Consider the following 19,431-nt stretch of genomic DNA (forward strand, 5'->3'; position numbering starts at 1 on the left):
CATGCGCGGGACGGTGAAGTATCTCTCCCGCGGACGGGTGGTCGAAGTCGCCGACGTCGCCCCCACCGACATGCTGCTCGATCATCTCCGCCTCGTTCGCGGCCTGACCGGGACCAAGGAAGGCTGCGGCGAGGGTGACTGCGGTGCCTGCACCGTGGCGATCGGCCGTCTCGAGGGCGGCCGTCTGGTCTACGAGCCGATCTGCGCCTGCATCCGCCCGACCGCGACCGTCGACGGCTGCGAGATCGTCACCGTCGAGGACCTCGCCGCCGATGGAAGGCTGCATCCGATCCAGGAGGCGCTGGTGCGCCACCACGGTTCGCAGTGCGGCTTCTGTACCCCGGGCATCGTCATGAGCCTCTTCACCCTGTGGGCGGGGGAGGGCGAGGTCGACCGCACCGCCGTGCTCGACCGGCTCGCCGGCAACCTCTGCCGCTGCACCGGCTATCGCCCGATCGTCGACGCCGCGCTCGAGGCCTGCGACGCCCGCGCGGATGCCCGCCCGCCGCTCGCCTTCGTCGACCGCATGGCCTCGACCGCCGAGGCGCTCGCCGCCCTCGACGACGGGACCGATCTCTTCCTCGGCGACGAGACCCGCTTCTTCGCCGCTCCGCGCCGACTGGAGACCGCGCTGACGCTGGCCGAGGCCTTCCCCGACGCCGTGCTGCTCGGCGGCGCCACCGACGTCGGCCTGTGGGTCACCAAGGCCGGCCGCGATCTGCCGCGCATCATCCATCTCTCCCGCATCGAGGGGCTCGACGCCGTCGTCGAGGAGGCGGGGTCGGTGACGCTCGGCGCCGCCGTCTCGCTGGAGCGCGCCGGCAAGGTGCTCGGCCGTCTCGATCCGGACGTCGCCGCCGTATTCTCCCGCATCGCCGGCGCCCAGGTGCGCGCCTCGGGCACGCTCGGCGGCAACATCGCCAACGGCTCGCCGATCGGCGACACGCCGCCGATGCTGATCGCGCTCGGTGCCTCGATCACCCTCGCCAGGGGCGACGCCACCCGGACGATCGAGCTCGAGGACTTCTTCATCGACTACGGCCGTCAGGACCGCAGCCCGGGCGAGATCCTGACCAGCATCCACGTGCCGCGCCTCGGGCCGGGCCAGCATTTCCGCGCCTTCAAGATCTCCAAGCGCCACGATCAGGACATCTCGGCGCTGCTCGCGGCACTCCGTCTGACCGTCGCCGGCGGGCAGGTGGTCGAGGCGCGCATCGCCTTCGGCGGCATGGCGGGAACGCCGCGCCGGGCGAGCGGCGCCGAGGCGGCGCTGGTCGGGGCTTCGCTCGCCGAGGCCGCGAGCTGGCGCCCCGCGCTCGACGCGTTGCGCGAGGACTTCACTCCGCTCTCCGACATGAGGGCGAGCGCCGACTATCGCACCGAGACGGCGGTGGCGCTGCTCGGCAAGGCGCTGGCCGAGATCGCCGGCACGGCGACCACCAAGACCCGGGTCTTCGCCCGTCGCGAGGAGGCCGCCCATGGTTGACGCTTCGCCCCGTCCCGCCGCCGCGGTCGGCCGCGCCCTGCCGCACGAGGCCGCCGTTCGCCACGTCACCGGCACCGCGCCCTACATCGACGATCTGCCCGAGCCCAAGGGCACGCTGCACATCGCCCCCGGCTGGTGCCGCGAGGCGGCCAAGGGGCGCCTCGTCGGCGTCGATCTCGCCGCCGTCGCCGCCTACCCCGGCGTGGTGACGGTGCTCACCGCCGCCGACGTGCCGGCGGTCAACGACTGCTCGCCCTCGATCGGCGGCGACCCGGTCTTCGCCACCGGCGAGATCCGCTTCCACGGTCAGGTCGTCTTCGCCGTCGTCGCCGAGACCCGCGCCGCGGCCCGCGCCGCCGCCCGTCTCGCCCGTTTCACCGTCGAGACCGAGAAGCCCGCCGTCACCGTCGTCGACGCGCTTTCCCGCGACACCGACGTGCTGCCCGCCTACGCCTTCCACAAGGGCGATCCCGAAGCTCTGCTCGACGAGGCGCCGCACGCCGTCTCCGACAGTTTCTTTGTCGGCGGTCAGGAGCATTTCTACCTCGAGACCCAGACGGCGATGGCGGAGCCGCTCGAGGGCGGCGAGATCCTGATCCACGCCTCGACCCAGCATCCGACCGAGATCGCCCATGTCGCCGCCCGCGTGCTGGGGCTGCCGGAGGCGATGATCGAATGTCGCTGCCGTCGCATGGGCGGCGGTTTCGGCGGCAAGGAATCTCAGGCCACGCAATGGGCGGTGATCGCCGCGCTCGCCGCCCGCGTCACCGGTCGCACCGCCAAGATCCGCCTCGATCGCGACGACGACATGATCATGACCGGCAAGCGCCACGACATGCGCGTCGACTGGCGGGCCGGCTTCGACGCCAGCGGCCGGGTGCTGGCGGTCGACGTCGACTTCATGGCCCGCTGCGGCCATTCCGCCGACCTGTCGCAGGGCGTCGTCGACCGCACGATGTTCCATGCCGACAACGCCTACGACTACCCGGCCGCGGCGATCCGCTCGCGCCGGCTGCTGACCGACACGGTCTCCAACACCGCCTTCCGCGGCTTCGGCGGGCCGAAGGGCGTCGCCTTCGCCGAGCGGATGATGGATGCCGTCGCCTTCCGCCTCGGCATCGACCCGCTCGACGTGCGGCTCGCCAATCTCTACCCCGACGCGGCGTCCCCCGCCCACGGCGTGACGCCCTACGGCCAGGAGGTCGACGGCGGCATCCTCCAGTCGCTGGTCGGCGAGCTGGAGCGCACCTCCGACTATCGCGCCCGTGTCGCCGAGATCGCCGCCTTCAACATGGGAAGTCCGTTCCTGCGGCGCGGCATCGCCCTGACGCCGGTCAAGTTCGGCATCTCCTTCACGCTGACCCACCTCAACCAGGCCGGCGCCCTCGTCCACGTCTATGCCGACGGTTCGGTGGCGGTGAACCACGGCGGCACCGAGATGGGGCAGGGGCTCCACACCAAGATCCTGCAGGTGGTGGCGACCACCTTCGGTCTGCCGCTCGGCCGCGTCCGCATCGCCGCGACCTCGACCGCCAAGGTGCCGAACACCGCGCCGACCGCGGCCTCCTCCGGCTCCGACCTCAACGGCATGGCGGCGCGCGCCGCCGCCGAGACGATCCGCGACCGGATGCTGCCGGTCGCCGCCACCCTGCTCGGCGCCGTGCCCGAGGCGGTCCGCTTCGAGGGCGGCCGGGTCCATGCCGGCGGCGAGGCGTCGAAGAGCTTCGCCGAGATCGCCAAGGCGGCCCATCTCGCCCGCGTCCAGCTCTCGGCGACCGGCTTCTACGCCACGCCGAACCTCGTCTGGGACCGCGCCGCGGCGCATGGCCGGCCGTTCTTCTACTTCGCGCAGGGGGCCGCCTGTTCGGAAGTGGTGGTCGACACGCTGACCGGCGAGACCCGCGTCGCCCGCGTCGACATCCTCCACGACGTCGGCCGCTCGCTCAATCCGGCGCTCGACATCGGCCAGATCGAGGGCGCCTTCGTGCAGGGCATGGGCTGGGTCACGGCCGAGGAACTGGTCCACGACGCGCAGGGCCGCCTGCGCACCCACGCGCCCTCGACCTACAAGATCCCGACCGCCTTCGACGTGCCGGCCGACTTCCGCGTCCGCCTGTGGGAGAGCGCCGGCGACACCGACACGATCCACCGCTCCAAGGCGGTCGGCGAGCCGCCCTTCATGCTGGCGCTGTCGGTCCACTCGGCGATCCTCAGGGCGCTCGAGAGCCTAGCGCCGGGTCGCCTGCCGCCGCTCGATCTGCCGGCGACGCCCGAGGCCGTCGCCCGCGCCGCCCGTGCTCTGCGCCATCCGGCGAACGGGGGGCAGGCGTGATCGATCATTGGGCCCGCATCCTCGAAGCGCTGGAGATCGAGGGCCGGGTCGCTCGGGTCTTCGTCGCGGCGGTGCGCGGCTCGGCTCCTCGCGAGGTCGGCGCATCGATGGTGGTCCGCCGCGACCTCGGTTTCCGCGGCTCGATCGGCGGCGGCGCGCTGGAGTGGCACGGGCTGAAGCTCGCCGACGCCGCGCTCTGCGACGACCGCGCCGGCTTCTCGACCCGCGACGTCGCCCTCGGCCCGGAACTCGGCCAGTGCTGCGGCGGCCGCGTCACCCTCGGCATCGAGGCCTTCGATCGCGACGATCTACCCGCCATCCGCGCCCTCGCCGAGGCCGAACGGCGCGGTGCCTTCACGACCGAGGCGCAGACCGGCGAGGGGCGCCTCGCCCGGTCGATCGTTCCGGACGGGGCGAGCCGACTCGGCCTCGCCCGCGACGGTCGCCTCGTCGAGCGATTCGGCGACGACCGTCGGCCGCTCCTCCTCTTCGGCGCCGGTCACGTCGGCCGCGCGCTGGTGCTGGCGCTGGCCCCGCTGCCCTTCCGCGTCGACTGGATCGACACCCGCGCCGACGCCTTCCCGGCCGCGACGCCGGCCAACACCACCTGCCGCCGCCTCGCCGATCCGACCGCCGCGGTCGTCGCCGCGCCCGCGGGATCCTTCGTTCTCGCCATGACCCACGACCACGCGCAGGACCTGGCGATCGCCGCCGCGACGCTCGATCGGCCCGACCTGCCGTGGCTCGGCGTCATCGGGTCGGCGACCAAGCGTGCTCGATTCTTGGGCAAACTTCGCGAAATGGGACGTGCGGACGACACGATCCGTCGTATGGTCATGCCGGTCGGGGCCGGGGGGCCCAAGTCCAGGCATCCCGCGGCGATCGCGGCCTCGGTCGCGGTGGAACTGCTGGTCGCCGACGAGCAAGTACGGAACGGCGCGGGTCTTGCATCCACCGCGTCGTCCTGGTCGAGTGGAGTGGGGGCATGAACGACAGCGCCGCGGCGGCGAATGGTGCGACGGCGGCAGGCGGCGAGTATCTCGTCGAAGCCTGCGGCATCGTCAAACGGTTCGGAGCCTTCACCGCCAACGATCACGTCGACCTCGCGATCCGTCCCGGAGAGATCCACGCGCTGCTCGGCGAGAACGGCGCCGGCAAGTCGACCCTGGTCAAGATGATCTACGGCTCGCTGCAGCCGACCGAGGGCCACTTCCGCTGGAAGGGCCAGCCGATCGTCGTCACCGACCCCGCCGCCGCCCGCCATCTCGGCATCGGCATGGTGTTCCAGCACTTCTCGCTGTTCGAGGCGCTGACCGTCGCCGAGAACATCGCCCTGGCGCTGCCCGGCCGATTCGATCTCGAGGCGCTGTCGAAGCGCATCCGCGATCTCTCCCGCGACTACGGCCTGCCGCTCGAGCCGCGCGCCACCGTCGTCGATCTCTCGGTCGGCGAGCGCCAGCGCATCGAGATCGTCCGCTGCCTGATCCAGGAACCGAAGCTCCTGATCATGGACGAGCCGACCGCCGTCCTGACGCCGCAGGAGGCCGACCAGCTCTTCCTGACGCTGGAGCGGCTGGCGTCGGAAGGCTGCGCCGTTCTCTACATCTCGCATCGCCTCGAGGAGGTGAAGCGCCTCTGCCACGCCGCCACCATCCTGCGCCACGGCAAGGTCGTCGACCGCGTCGACCCGCGCAAGGAGACCGCGGCGAGCCTCGCCCGCCTGATGGTCGGCGCCGACGTCCATGCCATCCGGCCGAAGAAGGCACGCTCCGGCGGCGCCACCCGGCTCTATCTCGACGCCCTCGATCAGCCCGCCGACGGTCCCTTCGCCGTGTCGCTGGAGGCCGTGTCGCTGGAGGTCCGCGCCGGCGAGATCCTCGCCATCGCCGGCGTCGCCGGCAACGGCCAGTCGGAACTCTTCGATGCCATCTCCGGCGAGCGGCGCAACGCGCGCGCCGGCGCGGTGGTGGTCGACGGCACCATCGCCGGCCAGCTCGGCATCGCCGCCCGCCGCGCGCTCGGCGCCGCCTTCGTGCCGGAGGAACGCCTCGGCCACGGCGCGGTGCCGGCCTTCTCGCTCTCCGAGAACGTCATCCTCACCCGCGACACGGTCTTCCCCGACGCGCTGCGCCGCTTCGCCGGCTTCGTCGACTTCGACAACGCCGGCTCGACCGCCTCGCGCGTGTCGCAGGCCTACGACGTGCGCAAGGGCCGCCCCGATCCGGAGGCGCGCTCGCTGTCGGGAGGCAACCTGCAGAAGTTCGTCGTCGGCCGCGAGCTCGACCGCAAGCCGATCCTGCTCGTCGTCAATCAGCCGACCTGGGGCGTCGACGCCGGCGCCGCGGCGCTGATCCGTCAGGCGCTGGTCGACCTCGCCGCCGACGGTGCCGGCGTGCTGGTGATCAGCCAGGACCTCGACGAGATCTTCGAGATCGCCGACCGCATCGCCGTGATCTCGCGCGGCCACCTGTCGCCGAGCTACGACGCCCATGTCCTCACCCTCGAGAAGATCGGCCTGCTGATGGGCGGGGCACACGGCGGATCGGACGCCATCGACGAGGCGCGGCAGCTCAGGGAAAGCGACGGCCATGCGTATTGAACTCGAAAAGCGCGCCGAGCGCTCGAAGGTCATGGCCTGGGCCTCGCCGATCGTCGCGATCGTCGCCACCATGATCACCGGCGGTCTGGTCTTCGCGCTGATCGGCAAGCCGCCGTTCAAGGCGCTGTGGATCTTCTTCTTCGAACCCTTCGCCAGCCTCTGGTCGCTGGAGGAACTGGTGGTCAAGGCGACGCCGCTGATCCTGATCGGCGTCGGCCTGTCGGTCGCCTATCGCGCCAACGTCTGGAACATCGGCGCGGAAGGCCAGCTGACCTTCGGCGCCCTGCTCGGCGGCGCGGTTCCTGTGCTGGCGAACGGCTGGAACACCCCGGCGACGCTCCTCGCCATGCTGGTGCTCGGCGCCATCGGCGGCATGATCTGGGGCCTCGTGCCGGCGCTCCTGAAGATCAAGGCCGGGGTCAACGAGATCCTGGTGTCGCTGATGCTGGTCTATGTCGCGCAACTGCTGCTCGACTGGCTGGTCCGCGGTCCCTGGCGCGATCCGCACGGCTTCAACTTCCCCAAGTCCGTCGGCTTCGAGGGCTGGCAGACCATCCCGACCATCGGCGACGGCCGCCTCAATCTCGGCGTGCTGCTGGCGGTCGCCGCGGCGGTGGCGCTGGCGGTGCTGATGCGCCGCACGATCAAGGGCTACGAGGTCCGCGTGCTGGGCGAGGCGCCGCGCGCCGGCCGTTTCGCCGGCTTCTCGCACGATCGCATGGTGCTCTTCGCCTTCCTGCTGTCGGGTGGTCTCGCCGGCCTCGCCGGGGTGATCGAGGTCGCCTCGACGGTCGGTCAGCTCCAGCCCAACATCTCGCCCGGCTACGGCTTCACCGCCATCATCGTCGCCTTCCTCGGTCGGCTCGATCCGATCGGCGTGATCCTCGCGGCGCTGATGCTGGCGGCGAGCTATCTCGGCGGCGAGGCGGCGCAGGTGGCGCTCGGCATCTCCGACAAGGCGGCGCGCGTCTTCCAGGGCATCCTGCTGTTCTGGGTTCTCGCCTGCGACACGCTCATTCTCTACCGGCCCCGCCTCGTGCGCGGCTCGACCGCGGAGGCCGCCCGATGATCGACGCGAGCGCCCTCGAGGCCGTCGTCCTCACCATCGTCACCGCCTCGACGCCGCTGCTGCTCGCGGCGCTGGGCGAACTCGTCACCGAACGCGCCGGCGTTCTCAACCTCGGCGTCGAGGGCATGATGGTGATGGGTGCCGTCGCCGGTTTCGGCGTCGCGCTGACCACCGGTTCGCCCTATCTCGGCATCGTCGCCGCGGCCCTCGCCGGCGCGGCGCTGGCCGTGCCCTTCGGCTTCCTGACGCTGAACCTCGTCACCAACCAGGTGGCGACCGGTCTCGCGCTGACGCTGCTCGGCCTCGGCCTCTCGGGCCTGATCGGCGAGGCCTTCGTCGGCCAGCCGGGTGTCCGCCTCACCAAGATCCACGTGCCCGGCCTCTCCGACATTCCCTTCGTCGGCCCGCTGTTCTTCGGTCAGGACGCGCTGGTCTATCTGTCGATCGCGCTGGCGATCGTCGTCTCCTGGGTGATCTTCCGCACCCGCCTCGGCCTCGTCCTGCGCGCGGTCGGCGACAACCATGCCTCCGCCCATGCGCTCGGCTATTCGGTGATCGGCGTGCGCTGGGGGGCGGTGCTCTTCGGCGGCGCGCTCGCCGGGCTCGGCGGCGGCTACCTGTCGCTCGCCTATACGCCGCAGTGGGTGGAGAACATGACGGCGGGGCGCGGCTGGATCGCGCTGGCGCTGGTGGTGTTCTCGTCCTGGTTCCCGGGGCGGCTGGTGATCGGCGCCTATCTCTTCGGCGCGGTGACGATCCTCGGCTTCTACGCCCAGGGGGCCGGCATCGGCCTGCCGGCGCAGTTCCTGTCGTCGCTGCCCTATCTCGTCACGGTCGTCGCGCTGGTGATCATCTCGCGCCGTCGCGGGCGGGGTGGTGACGCACCGGCCTGTCTCGGGCGATCCTTCGTACCCGACCGCTGATTCTCGCTTTCGTGACGGGCCCGTTCGCGGTCGAGCCCGTCGCGGCACCTCGCTCGACCGCGCCTCGATTGGAGGAAATCCCATGAACAACTGGTCCGCGCTCACTCGTCGTGACGCGATGAAGGCCGCCCTTCTCGGCTCGGTGGCCGTGGTGGCCGGCAAGGCCGGCGACGCCCGCGCCGCCGACAAGCTGAAGGCCGCCTGGGTCTACGTCGGCCCGGTCGGCGACTTCGGCTACTCCTATCAGCACGACCAGGGCCGCAAGGCGGTCGAGAAGGCGCTCGGCGACAAGGTCGTGACCTCCTACGTCGAGAACGTGCCGGAAGGCCCGGACGCCGAGCGCGCCATCGAGCGTCTCGCCCGCGACGGCAACCAGATCATCTTCACGACGTCCTTCGGCTTCATGGACCCGACCATCAAGGTCGCCAAGAAGTTCCCGAACATCAAGTTCGTCCACGCCACCGGCTACAAGCGTGCCGACAACGTCTCGACCTTCTCGGCCCGCTTCTACGAAGGCCGCTACGTCATCGGCCAGATCGCCGGCAAGATGACCAAGTCGAACACCATCGGCTACATCGTCTCCTTCCCGATCCCGGAAGTGGTCTCCGGCATCAACGCCTTCATGCTCGGCGCCCAGTCGGTGAACCCGAACGTCAAGGTCAAGATCGTGTGGGTGAACTCCTGGTACGATCCGGGCAAGGAAGCCGACGCCGCCAAGGTGCTGATCGGCCAGGGCGCCGACATCCTGACCCAGCACACCGATTCCACCGCGCCGCTCCAGGTCGCGCAGGAAAAGGGCATCCTCGGCTTCGGTCAGTCCTCCGACATGGCCAAGTTCGCCCCCAAGGCGCAGATCACCGCCATCACCGACGACTGGGACGGCTACTACGTCGACCAGGTCAAGCAGGTCCTCGCCGGCACCTGGAAGTCCACCGACGTCTGGGACGGCATGGCCAAGGGCATGGTCGTCCTGCCGCCGATCGTCAACGTCCCCGACGACGTCAAGGCGATGGCCGAGAAGACCATGGCCGGCATCAAGGACGGTTCGATCAAGCCCTTCGGTGGCAAGATCACCAAGCAGGACGGCACGGTGGTCGAGAACCTCGACGACGGCGCCATCCTCGGCATGAACTGGTACGTCAAGGGCATCGACGACAAGCTGCCGGGCTGATCCCCGACCGCCGCGTCCCGGGTCGCCGGGGCGCGGCTCACCTTCGCCGTGTCGCCTGCGGGCGGCACGGCGCTCGGGCCGGCCGTTTCCCGCCGCGCGCCCGTGCCGTCCGATGAGGCGTGCCTTTCATTCGTGCATTTTCGGCGACCGGAGTCGCATGCCGGTGATTGTATACAATATCGCGCCGCGCTAACGTGTCCGGATCGGCGATGGGGCGTCGCCGATCGGTTCTCGAGCCAACGAGGGACATGCGATGCTCGCCTATGCCGCCGACTGGATGAACATCCTGACGCGCTGGTTCCACCTGATCGTCGGCATCGGCTGGATCGGGACGTCCTTCTTCTTCATCGCCCTCGACGTGTCCTTCCGCAAGGATCCGAAGACGCCCTCCGACGTCTACGGCACCGCTTGGCTGGTCCACGGCGGCGGTTTCTATCACGTCGACAAATACGTCGTGGCGCCCGAGCGGCTGCCCGAAGACCTCAAGTGGTACAAGTGGGACGCCTATCTGACCTTCGTCTCGGGCATCGTCCTGATGGCGGTGCAGTATTGGCTCAACGCCCGCGCCTACATGATCGACCCGAAGGTGCTGCCGCTCGAGCCGTGGCAGGCGATCGCGCTGTCGATCGGCATGCTCGCCGGCGGCTGGTTCACCTATGACGCGATCTGCCGTTCGGCCCTCGGCCGCACCACGCTGCCGCTCGCCGCGGTGGTCTTCGCCCTGATCGTCGGCGCCGCCTTCGTCTTCACCCACGTCTTCTCCGGTCGCGGCGCCTTCCTCCATGTCGGCGCCTTCGTCGGCACGATCATGGCGGCCAACGTCTTCCGCGTGATCATTCCGAACCAGAGGAAGATGGTCGGCCAGCTGATGGCCGGCGAGACGCCTGACGGACGCCTCGGCGCCGTCGCCAAGCAGCGCTCGGTCCACAACACCTATCTGACGCTGCCGGTGCTGCTGATGATGGTGTCGAACCACTATCCGATCCTGTCGAACCACCCGCAGTCCTGGCTGCTCGCCGCGCTGATCCTGGTGGTCGGCGGCCCGATCCGCCACTTCATCGTCCGTCACGAGGCGGGCGATCCGCTGGCGAAGATCCTGTGGGCGCCGGGCGTCGCCGCCGTCGGCCTGATCGCGGCGCTGATCCTGACCGCGCCCAAGGCCGCGACCGTCGTCGGCGGCTCCGTGACCGATGCCGAGATCGTCGCGCTGACGGCGAAGCACTGCACCATGTGCCATTCGCCGAAGCCGACCCACGAGGCCTTCTCCGAACCGCCGAAGGGTGTCACCCTGCGGTCGGTCGAGGAGATCCTGCGCTTCGCGCCTCTGGTGAAGACGCAGGCCGTCGATACCGACGCCATGCCGCTCGGCAACGAGACCGGCTTCACGCCCGAAGATCGCGCCCGGCTCGGCGCCTGGCTCGCCGCCCACTGAGGAATGCCCATGGCAACGACGCTCGCCACGGTGAACGCCCTCGGCCCGGCCGACTTCGTCGCGCTGTTCGGCGACGTCGCCGAGCATTCGCCCTGGGTCGCCGAGACCGCCGCGGCGGTGCGGCCCTATGCGAGCCGCGAGGCGATGATCTCCGCCTTCGTCACGGCGATCACCGCGGCCTCGCTCGACGCGCAGCTGGCGCTGATCCGCGCCCATCCCGACCTCGCGGGCCGGGCGGCGCGGGCCGGCACCATGGCGGACGAGTCGAAGAAGGAACAGGCCGGCGCCGGGCTCGATACCTTGACGGAGGTCGAGTTCGAACGATTTACCCGGCTCAACGACACCTGGCGCGCCAAGTTCGGCTTCCCCTTCATCCTCGCGGTGAAGGGCGCCACCAAGGCGACGATCCTCGATGCCTTCGAGGCACGTCTGCCGAACGAGCCGGCCGTCGAAACCGCCGAGGCGATCCGCCAGATAGCCCGCATCGTTCGTTTCCGCCTCGAGGATCGCGTCGAACCGTGACCGAAGTCCCCCGCTCGCCCGCCGAACTCGGCCACCTCGCGCAAGCCCTCCTCGACGAGCTCGCCCTCGTCACCGAGGAGCCCGGCCGCGTCACCCGCACCTATCTCTCGCCGTCGCACGCCCGTTCGATCGACCTCGTCGGCGGCTGGATGCGCGACCGCGGCCTCGCGACCTCGGTCGACGCCGTCGCCACCTTACGCGGTCGCCGCACCGCCGATGCGCCCGGACGGGGGCGGATACTGCTGATCGGCTCCCACATCGACACGGTGGTCGACGCCGGCAAGCTCGACGGCTGCCTCGGCGTCGTCGGCGGCATCCTGGCGCTGGAAGAGATCGCCCGCCGCGGTCTCTCGCTTCCCTTCGACGTCGAGATCCTCGCCTTCGGCGACGAGGAGGGTGTGCGCTTTCCTTCGCCGCTGTCGTCGTCCTCGGCGGCGACCGGCACCTATCGCCGCGAATGGCTCGAGGTGAAGGACCGCGACGGCGTCAGCCTCGCCGAGGCGCTCACCGCCTTCGGCTGCGACACGAACGCGATCGAAGCGGCGCGGATCGATCCCGCGACCGCGATCGGCTTCCTCGAGATCCACATCGAACAGGGCCCGCGCCTCGAACACTGGGGCCTGCCGCTCGGCGTCGTCACCTCGATCGCCGGCCAGACCCGCATGGTGATGCGGCTCGAGGGCATGGCCGGCCACGCCGGCACCGTGCCGATGGACCTGCGCCGCGACGCCTTCGCCGGCCTCGCCGAGATCGCCCTGACGGTCGAACGCGTCGGCCGCCAGGGCACCAACGATCTCGTCGCCACCATCGGCCGGGTGGCCGTCCATCCCGGTGCCGGCAACGTCGTGCCCGGCCGGGTCGAGGCGAGCCTCGACGTCCGCGCCGCGGTCGACACGTCGCGCCTCGTCGCCCTCGACCGCATCCGCCACGAGGCCGAGCGCATCACCAAACGCCGCGGTCTCGGCTTCACGCTCGAGCGCCACGTCGACGTGCCGACCTGCCCGATGGACGAGGATCTGCAGGCGGCCTTCGCCCGATCGGTCGCCTCGCTCGGTCTCGACGTCCGCCGTCTGCCCTCGGGTGCCGGCCACGACGCCATGGCGATGGCGCGGACCATCCCCTCGGCCATGCTCTTCGTGCGATCGAAGGCCGGCATCAGCCACAATCCGCTGGAATGGTCCGACCCCGAGGACATCGGCCTCGGCATCGAGGCGCTGACGCGCACCATCCTCGATCTGGCCGAGAAGGAGCGCGCGGCATGACCGAGATCCATCTCGCCCGCGTCCTCTCCTTCGTCGACGATCCGGCGGTCGCCGGCCCCGCCGCCGTGCGCTTCCACGAACGCGGCGCGGTGATCGTCGGCGACGACGGCCGCATCGCCTGGGTCGGCGAGGCGGCGGATCTGCCCGGCGGCCATCGCGGCGCGGCCCGCGTCGACCACGGCGCGGCGATCCTGATGCCGGGCTTCATCGACACCCACGTGCATTTCCCGCAGTGGCGGATGCTCGCCGCCCCGGGGCGCGATCTGCTCGAATGGCTCGAGCGCTTCACCTTCGTGGAAGAGGCGCGATATGCCGACCGCATGCATGCGGAAGCCTCGGCCGAAGCCTTTCTCGATCGCCTCGTCGCCCACGGCACGACTTTCGCCGTCGCCTATTCCTCGTCCCACGCGGTCGCCGCCGACGCGCTCTTCGCCGCGGCCGAGACGCGCGGCATGGGGATTGCCACCGGCAAGACGCTGATGGATCGCGCCTGCCCGGAAGCCGTGCGCGACGATCCGGAGCGGGGCTTTTCCGAGAGCGCCGCGCTGATCGCCCAGTGGCACGACCGCGGCCGTGCGCGATACGTCGTCACGCCGCGCTTCGCCATCACCTCGACCGAGACGCAGCTCAGGCTCGCCGGCGAACTCGTCCGCGCCAACCCGACGGTGCTGATGCAGACGCATCTCTCCGAGAGCCCGCGCGAGATCGAGACCGTCCGCGCGCTCTTCCCCAAGGCCGCGAGCTACACCGACGTCTACGACCGTTTCGGCCTCCTCGGCCCCCGCTCGCTCTTCGGCCATGCCATCCACCTCGACGAGACGGAGCGGCGGCGGTTGTCGGAGAGCGGTTCGGTCGCGGTCCATTGCCCGACCTCGAACCTCTTCCTCGGCTCCGGCCTCTTCGACCGTGCCGGGCTCGCCAACCCCGACCGTCCGGTGCGTCTGGCGCTCGCCACCGACATCGGCGGCGGCACGTCCTTCTCGATGCCGGCGACCATCGGCCGGGCGATCGAGATCGCGCGGCTGCGCGGATCCGACATGACGGCGACCGAAGGCTTCTACTGGGCGACGCTCGGCAATGCCCGCGCCCTCGGCCTCGAGGCCGAGATCGGCTCGCTGGAGCCGGGCCGTTTCGCCGACTTCGTGGTGCTCGATCCGCGCGCGACCGACCTGCTCGCCGCCCGCGACGACCTTTCCGAGACGCTCGAGGACCGGCTCTTCGCCCTCGCCATCCTCGCCGACGACCGCTGCGTGCGCGAGACCCGCGTCGCCGGCCGCAGGCTCCATTCCAAGCCCTGATCACCCGCCCAGAACACCGGACAGACCCATGACCGCCGATCTTGCCGCCCGTATCTCCGCTCTCGTCGACGAGGCCTTCGACGACGAGGTCGCCATGGTGGCGGCGCTGGTGAAATGCCCCTCCGACAACCCGCCCGGCGACTGCGCCCCCCATGCCGAGGTGACGGCGAAGGAACTCGAGGCCCGCGGCTTCGCGGTTTCGCGTCACCCGGTGCCCGAGGCGCTGGTGAAGGCCAACGGCATGATCTCGGCGACCAACATCATTGCCGCCAAGACCTTCGGCAAGGGCGGCCCGGTGATCGCGCTCAACGCCCACGGCGACGTCGTGCCGCCGGGCGAGGGCTGGACCGCCGACCCCTACGGCGCCGAGATCCGCGACGGCTGGATGTACGGCCGCGGCGTCGCCGTGTCGAAGTGCGACTTCGCCACCTATGCCTTCGCGCTTCTGGCGCTCGAGAAGGCCGGCGTCGCGCTGAACGGCACGCTCGAGATCCACGGCACCTGGGACGAGGAGGCCGGCGGCGAGATCGGCCCGAAGTGGCTGCTCGACGAAGGCCTCTCCAAGCCGACTCATGCGATCGCCGCCGGCTTCTCCTATGCCGTGGTCGACGCCCACAACGGCTGTCTCCATCTCGAGGTCGTCGTCGAGGGCAAATCCGCCCATGCGGCGATGCCCTTCACCGGCGTCGATGCGCTGGAGGCCGCGACCGGCGTGCTGGTGGCGCTCTACGCCCACCGCGAGACGCTGGCTTCGACCGTCTCGGCGACGCCCGGCATCGGCAGCCCGCAGCTGACGGTCGGTCTGATCGAGGGCGGCATCAACACCAACGTCGTCCCCGACAAGGTGAAGCTCCGCCTCGATCGCCGCATGATCCCGGAGGAGAATGCCGAGACCGTCGAGGAAGGCCTGCGCGCGCTGATCGCCCAGGCCGTGACGGCGGTGCCCGGCGCCCGCGTCACGATCAACCGCATCCTGCTCGCCCGCCCGCTGACCCCGCTCGCCGGTTCCGAGACGCTCTCGGCGGCGCTGACGAGGCACGCGACGGCGATCTTCGGCGAGGAGATCGGGGTGAAGGGCGTGCCGCTCTACACCGACGCCCGCCACTATTCCGATGCCGGCGTGCCGATCGTCCTCTACGGCGCCGGCCCGCGCACCATCACCGAGGCCAACGCCCACCGCGCCGACGAGCGCCTGCCGCTGGAAGACCTGCGCAAGGCGACCAAGGTGGTGGCGCTGGCGCTGGCCGATCTGCTGGCGTGAGGCCGGTTCATCGATGACGAGACGAACGAGGCCCCCCGCGAGGGGGCCTCGGCGTTTTGCATGACGGTGCGCGATGCTTCGAGACGCGCCTTCGGCGCTCCTCAGCATGAGGCCCATGTGGTTGTATCGAATATGAAAAGCGCCTCATGCTGAGGAGGGCTGCCGACGGCGGCCCGTCTCGAAGCATCGCGCACGGCCAAATGCCACGCACACGGTGTACGGCCCGGCCGCCTGCGCTCACTCCTCCGAGATCGCGTCGCGCAGCAGCGTGTCGGGGAGGCCCCACACCAGCACGAAGGCGATGGTCATGACCACGCCGGAGAGCAGGAAGCAGCCGGTCAGCGCGCCGCGATAGACGTCCGACACCATCGCCTGCTGCACCGGCGTGAAGCGCGCCAGCGCCTCGACGCCGTGTGCCGTCAGATCGGCGACGTCGATGCCGCCGATGTGGCCGAAGGCGCCGGAAAGGCTCTGCGTCATGATCGTGCCGGAGGTCGCCACCCCGAGCGCACCGCCGAGCGAGCGGGCGAAGGTCATGGCGCCGGTCGCCGCTCCCAGTTCGCGATGGGCGACGGCGTTCTGCACCGCGACCGTGATGTTGGGCATGCCCATGCCCATGCCGAGGCCGAGCAGCGCCATCGATACGAGGAACACCATCGGCGGCGCGCCCATCCAGGCGAAGACCGCGAGGCTCGCCAGCGCCACCGCCTCGAGCCCGATGCCCGTCAGCAGGAACGGCCGGTTCCGCCCGCTCTTCGACACCAGCGTGCCGCCGACGAAGGAGGTCGTGACCATGCCGACGACCTGCGGCAGCAGCATCGCCCCGGCGGTCGCCGGCGCCATGCCGAGCACCAGCTGGAAATAGAGCGGCAGGAAGACGGTCGAGCCCATCATGGCGAAGACCATCATGCCGCCGACGATCACGCCGCGGCGGAAGACGACGTTGGCAAAGAGCGTCAGGCGGATCAGCGGATCGTCGGCGCGCCGCTCCTGCGCGAGGAATCCGACCGCGAGCAGCACCGTCAGGCCGAGGAGCCCCGCCGCCGGCCACGACATCCAGGCGAATTCGTTGCCGCCCCAGGCGAGCAGCAGCAGGAAGCTCGCGGTCGCGCCTGTCAGCAGCGCCGCGCCGATCCAGTCGATCGGCATCGTCTCGCGCCGCGGCGAGCGCGGCAGCGAGACGGCGATCATCACGAGCGCCAGCAGGCCGATCGGCAGGTTGATGTAGAAGACCCAGCGCCACGAGAACATCTGGGTGATGGCGCCACCGAGCACCGGCCCGGCGACGGAGGCGAGCGCGAAGGTGCCGGTGAAGAGCCCCTGATAGCGCGGCCGCTCGCGCGGCGAGATGACGTCGCCGATCACCGACTGGGCCAGCACCAGGAGGCCGCCGGCGCCGAGCCCCTGCAGCGCCCGGAAGGCGATCAGCGCCCCCATCGAGCCTGCCGAACCGCAGGCGAGCGACCCGGCGAGGAAGAGGCCGACGGCGACGAAGATCAGCAGGCGCCGGCCGAACAGGTCGGAGAGCTTGCCGTAGAGCGTCGTCGTGGCGGTCGAGGTCAGCATGAAGGCGGTGACGACCCACGACAGATGGGCCATGCCGCCGAGATCGCCGACGATGCGCGGCAGAGCGGTGTTGACGATGTTCTGGTCGAGCGCCGCCAGGATCATCGTCAGCAGCGCCCCCGACAGCACCAGCGCCAGCCGCGGCGCGGTCGCCGTCGTCGGGGCCTCGCTCGCCGCGTCCCGCTCGTTCGTCGTCGTCCCGTCTGCCAACCGCAAGTCTCCCGTCTCGCGCGCCCGCGCGCCGCATCGCGGCGGCGACCCTGCGGGCGCCCGCGGCCGATGTCGAGATCGATCCCGCCGGGATCACTCGCAAGTGACCGCGCCGCCGCCTCAGCCCTGCGTCTGCGCCGCAGCCCGGATCTTGGCGAGCGTCGTGCGCGGGGTAATGGCTTCCGGATCGAGATGGACGTGGATCAGCGCCGGCCCGCCGGAGGCCAACGCCGCGTCGAAGGCCGGGCCGAAGCCCTCCGACGTCGTCACCGTCGCACCGTATGCGCCGTGTGCCTTCGCGATCGCCGCGAAGTCGGGGTTCACCAGCTTCGTCGCATGGACGCGAGCGGGGAACTCGCGCTCCTGGTGCATGCGGATCGTGCCCCAGATGCCGTTGTCGAAGACGATCACCACGACCGCGACGCCGAACTGGCAGGCGGTGGCGAACTCCTGAGAGGTCATCTGGAAGTCGCCGTCGCCGGCGCAGACGATCACCGGCCGGTCGGGATGGACGAGCTTGGCGCCGATGCCGCCGGGAAGGCCGTAGCCCATCGAGCCGGAGCAGGGCGCCGCCTGGGTGCCGAACTTGCGGAAGCGCCAGAAGCGATGCAGCCAGATCGCGTAGTTGCCGGCACCGTTGGTGAAGATCGCGTCGTCGGGCAGGACGGCGCGCATGTGCTCCCACACCGCCGCGAGCTGCACCGCGCCCGGATTGGGCGCGATCGTGCCGGTCCAGGCCTCCCAGTCGGCCCGCCCCGCGGCGCGCCAGTCGGCCCAGGCGACGCCGGCCGGCGGCGGCTCGAGACCTTCGGCGGCAGCGGCGAAGGCCGCGCTCGAGGCATGGATCGCCAGATCCGGCCGATAGACCCGGCCGAGCTCCTCGGCGCTGGCATGGACATGGACGAGGCTCTGCTTCGGGAAGGGCACGTCGAGCAGCGCGTAGCTCTGGCTCGGCACTTCCTGGAAGCGGCCGCCGACCATCAGGATCAGGTCGGCCTCGCGGATGCGCGCGTCGAGCGCCGGGTTGATGCCGAAGCCGATGTCGCCGACGTAGTGCGGATCGGCGTGATCGAACAGCATCTGACGGCGGAAGGAACAGGCGACCGGCAGGTCGAACTTCTCGGCGAAGCGGGCGAACTGGCGGACCGCCTTCTCGCTCCAGCGCGAGCCGCCGAGAATGGCGAGCGGCTTCTTCGCCGCCCACAGCCGCTTCTGCAGGTCCCACATCTGCGCAGCACCCGGATGGGTCTCGACGATCTGCGCGGGGCGGATCTCGGCGGGAGCCGCGGCTGTCTCCACCAGCATGTCCTCGGGCAGGACCAGCACGACCGGCCCCGGCCGCCCGTTCGTCGCCACCGCGAAGGCGCGGTTGACCATCTCGACCACGCGATCGGGCCCGTCGATCTCGGCCACCCACTTGGCGACCGAGCCGAAGACCTTGCGGAAGTCCATCTCCTGGAAGGCGCCGCGCTCGCGGAACGAGCGCTCGATCTGGCCGACGAAGAGGATCATCGGCGTCGAATCGTGTTCGGCGACATGGAGGCCGGCGAAGGCGTTGGTGGCGCCCGGCGCCCGCGTCACCATGGCGATGCCGGGGCGGCCGGTGAGTTTGCCGGTCGCCTCCGCCATGAAGGCGGCGCCCGATTCCTGGCGCGCGGTGACGGTGACGATCGGGCTCTCGGACAACGCGTCGATGACGGCGAGATAGCTCTCACCGGGCACGAGGAAGACCCGTTCGACGCCGTTGGCCTCGAGGGTGTCGACCAGCAACCGCGCTCCGCTCTTCTCGATCGTCATGTTCCGCTCCCGATTGTTCTCGGAAACGGTCATCTCACGCCCGCGCCCGCCTTTGAAGGGGGGATGCGCCGAGCCGCCATGCGGCCGGTGCGGGAGGCATCATACCGGCAGGACGGTGACGACGGTGAAGGTGTTGAGCTCGCCGTCCTCGTCGCGGATCGAGACGTATTCGCCGACGCCGAAGGCATGCGCCCCGAAGCGATAGCCGGCCTCGTCGTCGTCGTCGCCGGTGATGTCCCAACGGAAGGCCCAGCTGCCGCCCGGCCGATGGACGAGATGGCCGAGATCCTCGGCCTCGTCGCCCCAGAAGCGGCGGACGCGGCACTTGTCGCGCACCTTCTTCCAGGCTTCGGCGTCGATGTGGCCGGTCTCGTCGAGGGGCGCCACGAACTCGTAGCCGTGCCGCGCCGATCCGGCCGGATGGGCCTTGGTGCGGGCGAGATTCAGGCGGATCTTCTTCAGCGCGGGCATCGTCTGCGGTCCTCCCCGGCAACACGTTGAAA

The 19,431-nt window shown here is 70.6% G+C and carries 15 protein-coding genes; 12 read left to right on the top strand and 3 right to left on the bottom strand.

Annotation, left to right across the window (positions count from 1 at the left end):
- Position 1: 1 nt before the first annotated feature.
- From xdhA to ACT541_RS05815, 12 genes are all read left to right on the top strand, one after another.
- Positions 2-1,486: a xanthine dehydrogenase small subunit gene (gene xdhA / locus ACT541_RS05760; protein ID WP_476134991.1), complete on the top strand. Its 1,485-nt coding sequence runs from the start codon at positions 2-4 to the stop codon at positions 1,484-1,486.
- Positions 1,479-3,818: a xanthine dehydrogenase molybdopterin binding subunit gene (xdhB, locus tag ACT541_RS05765; RefSeq protein WP_476134993.1), complete on the top strand. Its 2,340-nt coding sequence runs from the start codon at positions 1,479-1,481 to the stop codon at positions 3,816-3,818. The genes xdhA and xdhB overlap by 8 nt, the downstream gene beginning before the upstream one ends.
- Positions 3,815-4,807 (top strand): xanthine dehydrogenase accessory protein XdhC, encoded by a 993-nt coding sequence (xdhC, locus tag ACT541_RS05770; RefSeq protein ID WP_476134995.1) that lies wholly within the window; start codon positions 3,815-3,817, stop codon positions 4,805-4,807. The genes xdhB and xdhC overlap by 4 nt, the downstream gene beginning before the upstream one ends.
- Positions 4,804-6,417 carry an ABC transporter ATP-binding protein gene (locus ACT541_RS05775; RefSeq protein WP_476134996.1) on the top strand — a complete coding sequence of 538 codons (1,614 nt, stop codon included), beginning with the start codon at positions 4,804-4,806 and terminating at the stop codon, positions 6,415-6,417. The genes xdhC and ACT541_RS05775 overlap by 4 nt, the downstream gene beginning before the upstream one ends.
- Positions 6,407-7,486 (top strand): ABC transporter permease, encoded by a 1,080-nt coding sequence (locus tag ACT541_RS05780; protein WP_476134998.1) that lies wholly within the window; start codon positions 6,407-6,409, stop codon positions 7,484-7,486. The genes ACT541_RS05775 and ACT541_RS05780 overlap by 11 nt, the downstream gene beginning before the upstream one ends.
- Positions 7,483-8,409 carry an ABC transporter permease gene (locus ACT541_RS05785; RefSeq protein WP_476135000.1) on the top strand — a complete coding sequence of 309 codons (927 nt, stop codon included), beginning with the start codon at positions 7,483-7,485 and terminating at the stop codon, positions 8,407-8,409. Before ACT541_RS05780 ends, ACT541_RS05785 begins: the two co-directional genes overlap by 4 nt.
- Positions 8,410-8,527: 118 nt before the next feature.
- A complete protein-coding gene (locus ACT541_RS05790) occupies positions 8,528-9,580 on the top strand; it encodes a BMP family ABC transporter substrate-binding protein (protein WP_476136043.1) in 1,053 nt (350 codons plus the stop codon).
- Between the two features lie 253 nt (positions 9,581-9,833).
- Positions 9,834-11,012: a urate hydroxylase PuuD gene (locus tag ACT541_RS05795; protein ID WP_476135002.1), complete on the top strand. Its 1,179-nt coding sequence runs from the start codon at positions 9,834-9,836 to the stop codon at positions 11,010-11,012.
- A 9-nt stretch (positions 11,013-11,021) separates the two neighbouring features.
- A complete protein-coding gene (gene uraD, locus ACT541_RS05800; RefSeq protein ID WP_476135004.1) occupies positions 11,022-11,534 on the top strand; it encodes a 2-oxo-4-hydroxy-4-carboxy-5-ureidoimidazoline decarboxylase in 513 nt (170 codons plus the stop codon).
- Entirely contained in the window at positions 11,531-12,796 is a 1,266-nt protein-coding gene (locus tag ACT541_RS05805) for an allantoate amidohydrolase (protein WP_476135006.1), read from the top strand. The genes uraD and ACT541_RS05805 overlap by 4 nt, the downstream gene beginning before the upstream one ends.
- Positions 12,793-14,094: a guanine deaminase gene (gene guaD, locus ACT541_RS05810; protein ID WP_476135008.1), complete on the top strand. Its 1,302-nt coding sequence runs from the start codon at positions 12,793-12,795 to the stop codon at positions 14,092-14,094. The genes ACT541_RS05805 and guaD overlap by 4 nt, the downstream gene beginning before the upstream one ends.
- 28 nt (positions 14,095-14,122) lie before the next feature.
- Complete coding sequence (locus ACT541_RS05815; RefSeq protein ID WP_476135009.1) at positions 14,123-15,355, top strand: M20/M25/M40 family metallo-hydrolase; 1,233 nt, start codon at positions 14,123-14,125, stop codon at positions 15,353-15,355.
- A gap of 237 nt (positions 15,356-15,592) precedes the next feature.
- Here the strand turns inward: ACT541_RS05815 and ACT541_RS05820 are convergent, their stop codons facing one another.
- The 3 genes from ACT541_RS05820 to ACT541_RS05830 form a co-directional block, all read right to left on the bottom strand.
- A complete protein-coding gene (locus ACT541_RS05820) occupies positions 15,593-17,131 on the bottom strand; it encodes an MDR family MFS transporter (protein WP_476135011.1) in 1,539 nt (512 codons plus the stop codon).
- A gap of 120 nt (positions 17,132-17,251) precedes the next feature.
- Positions 17,252-18,928, bottom strand: coding sequence for a thiamine pyrophosphate-binding protein (locus ACT541_RS05825; protein ID WP_476135012.1), 1,677 nt, complete (start codon positions 18,926-18,928; stop codon positions 17,252-17,254).
- 99 nt (positions 18,929-19,027) lie between these two features.
- The gene (locus tag ACT541_RS05830) at positions 19,028-19,399 is read right to left on the bottom strand and encodes a hypothetical protein (RefSeq protein WP_476135014.1); all 372 of its coding nucleotides are present in this window, start codon (positions 19,397-19,399) and stop codon (positions 19,028-19,030) included.
- Positions 19,400-19,431: the final 32 nt, after the last annotated feature.

It is taken from the genome of Pinisolibacter sp. DMC100 (genome assembly GCF_056313705.1).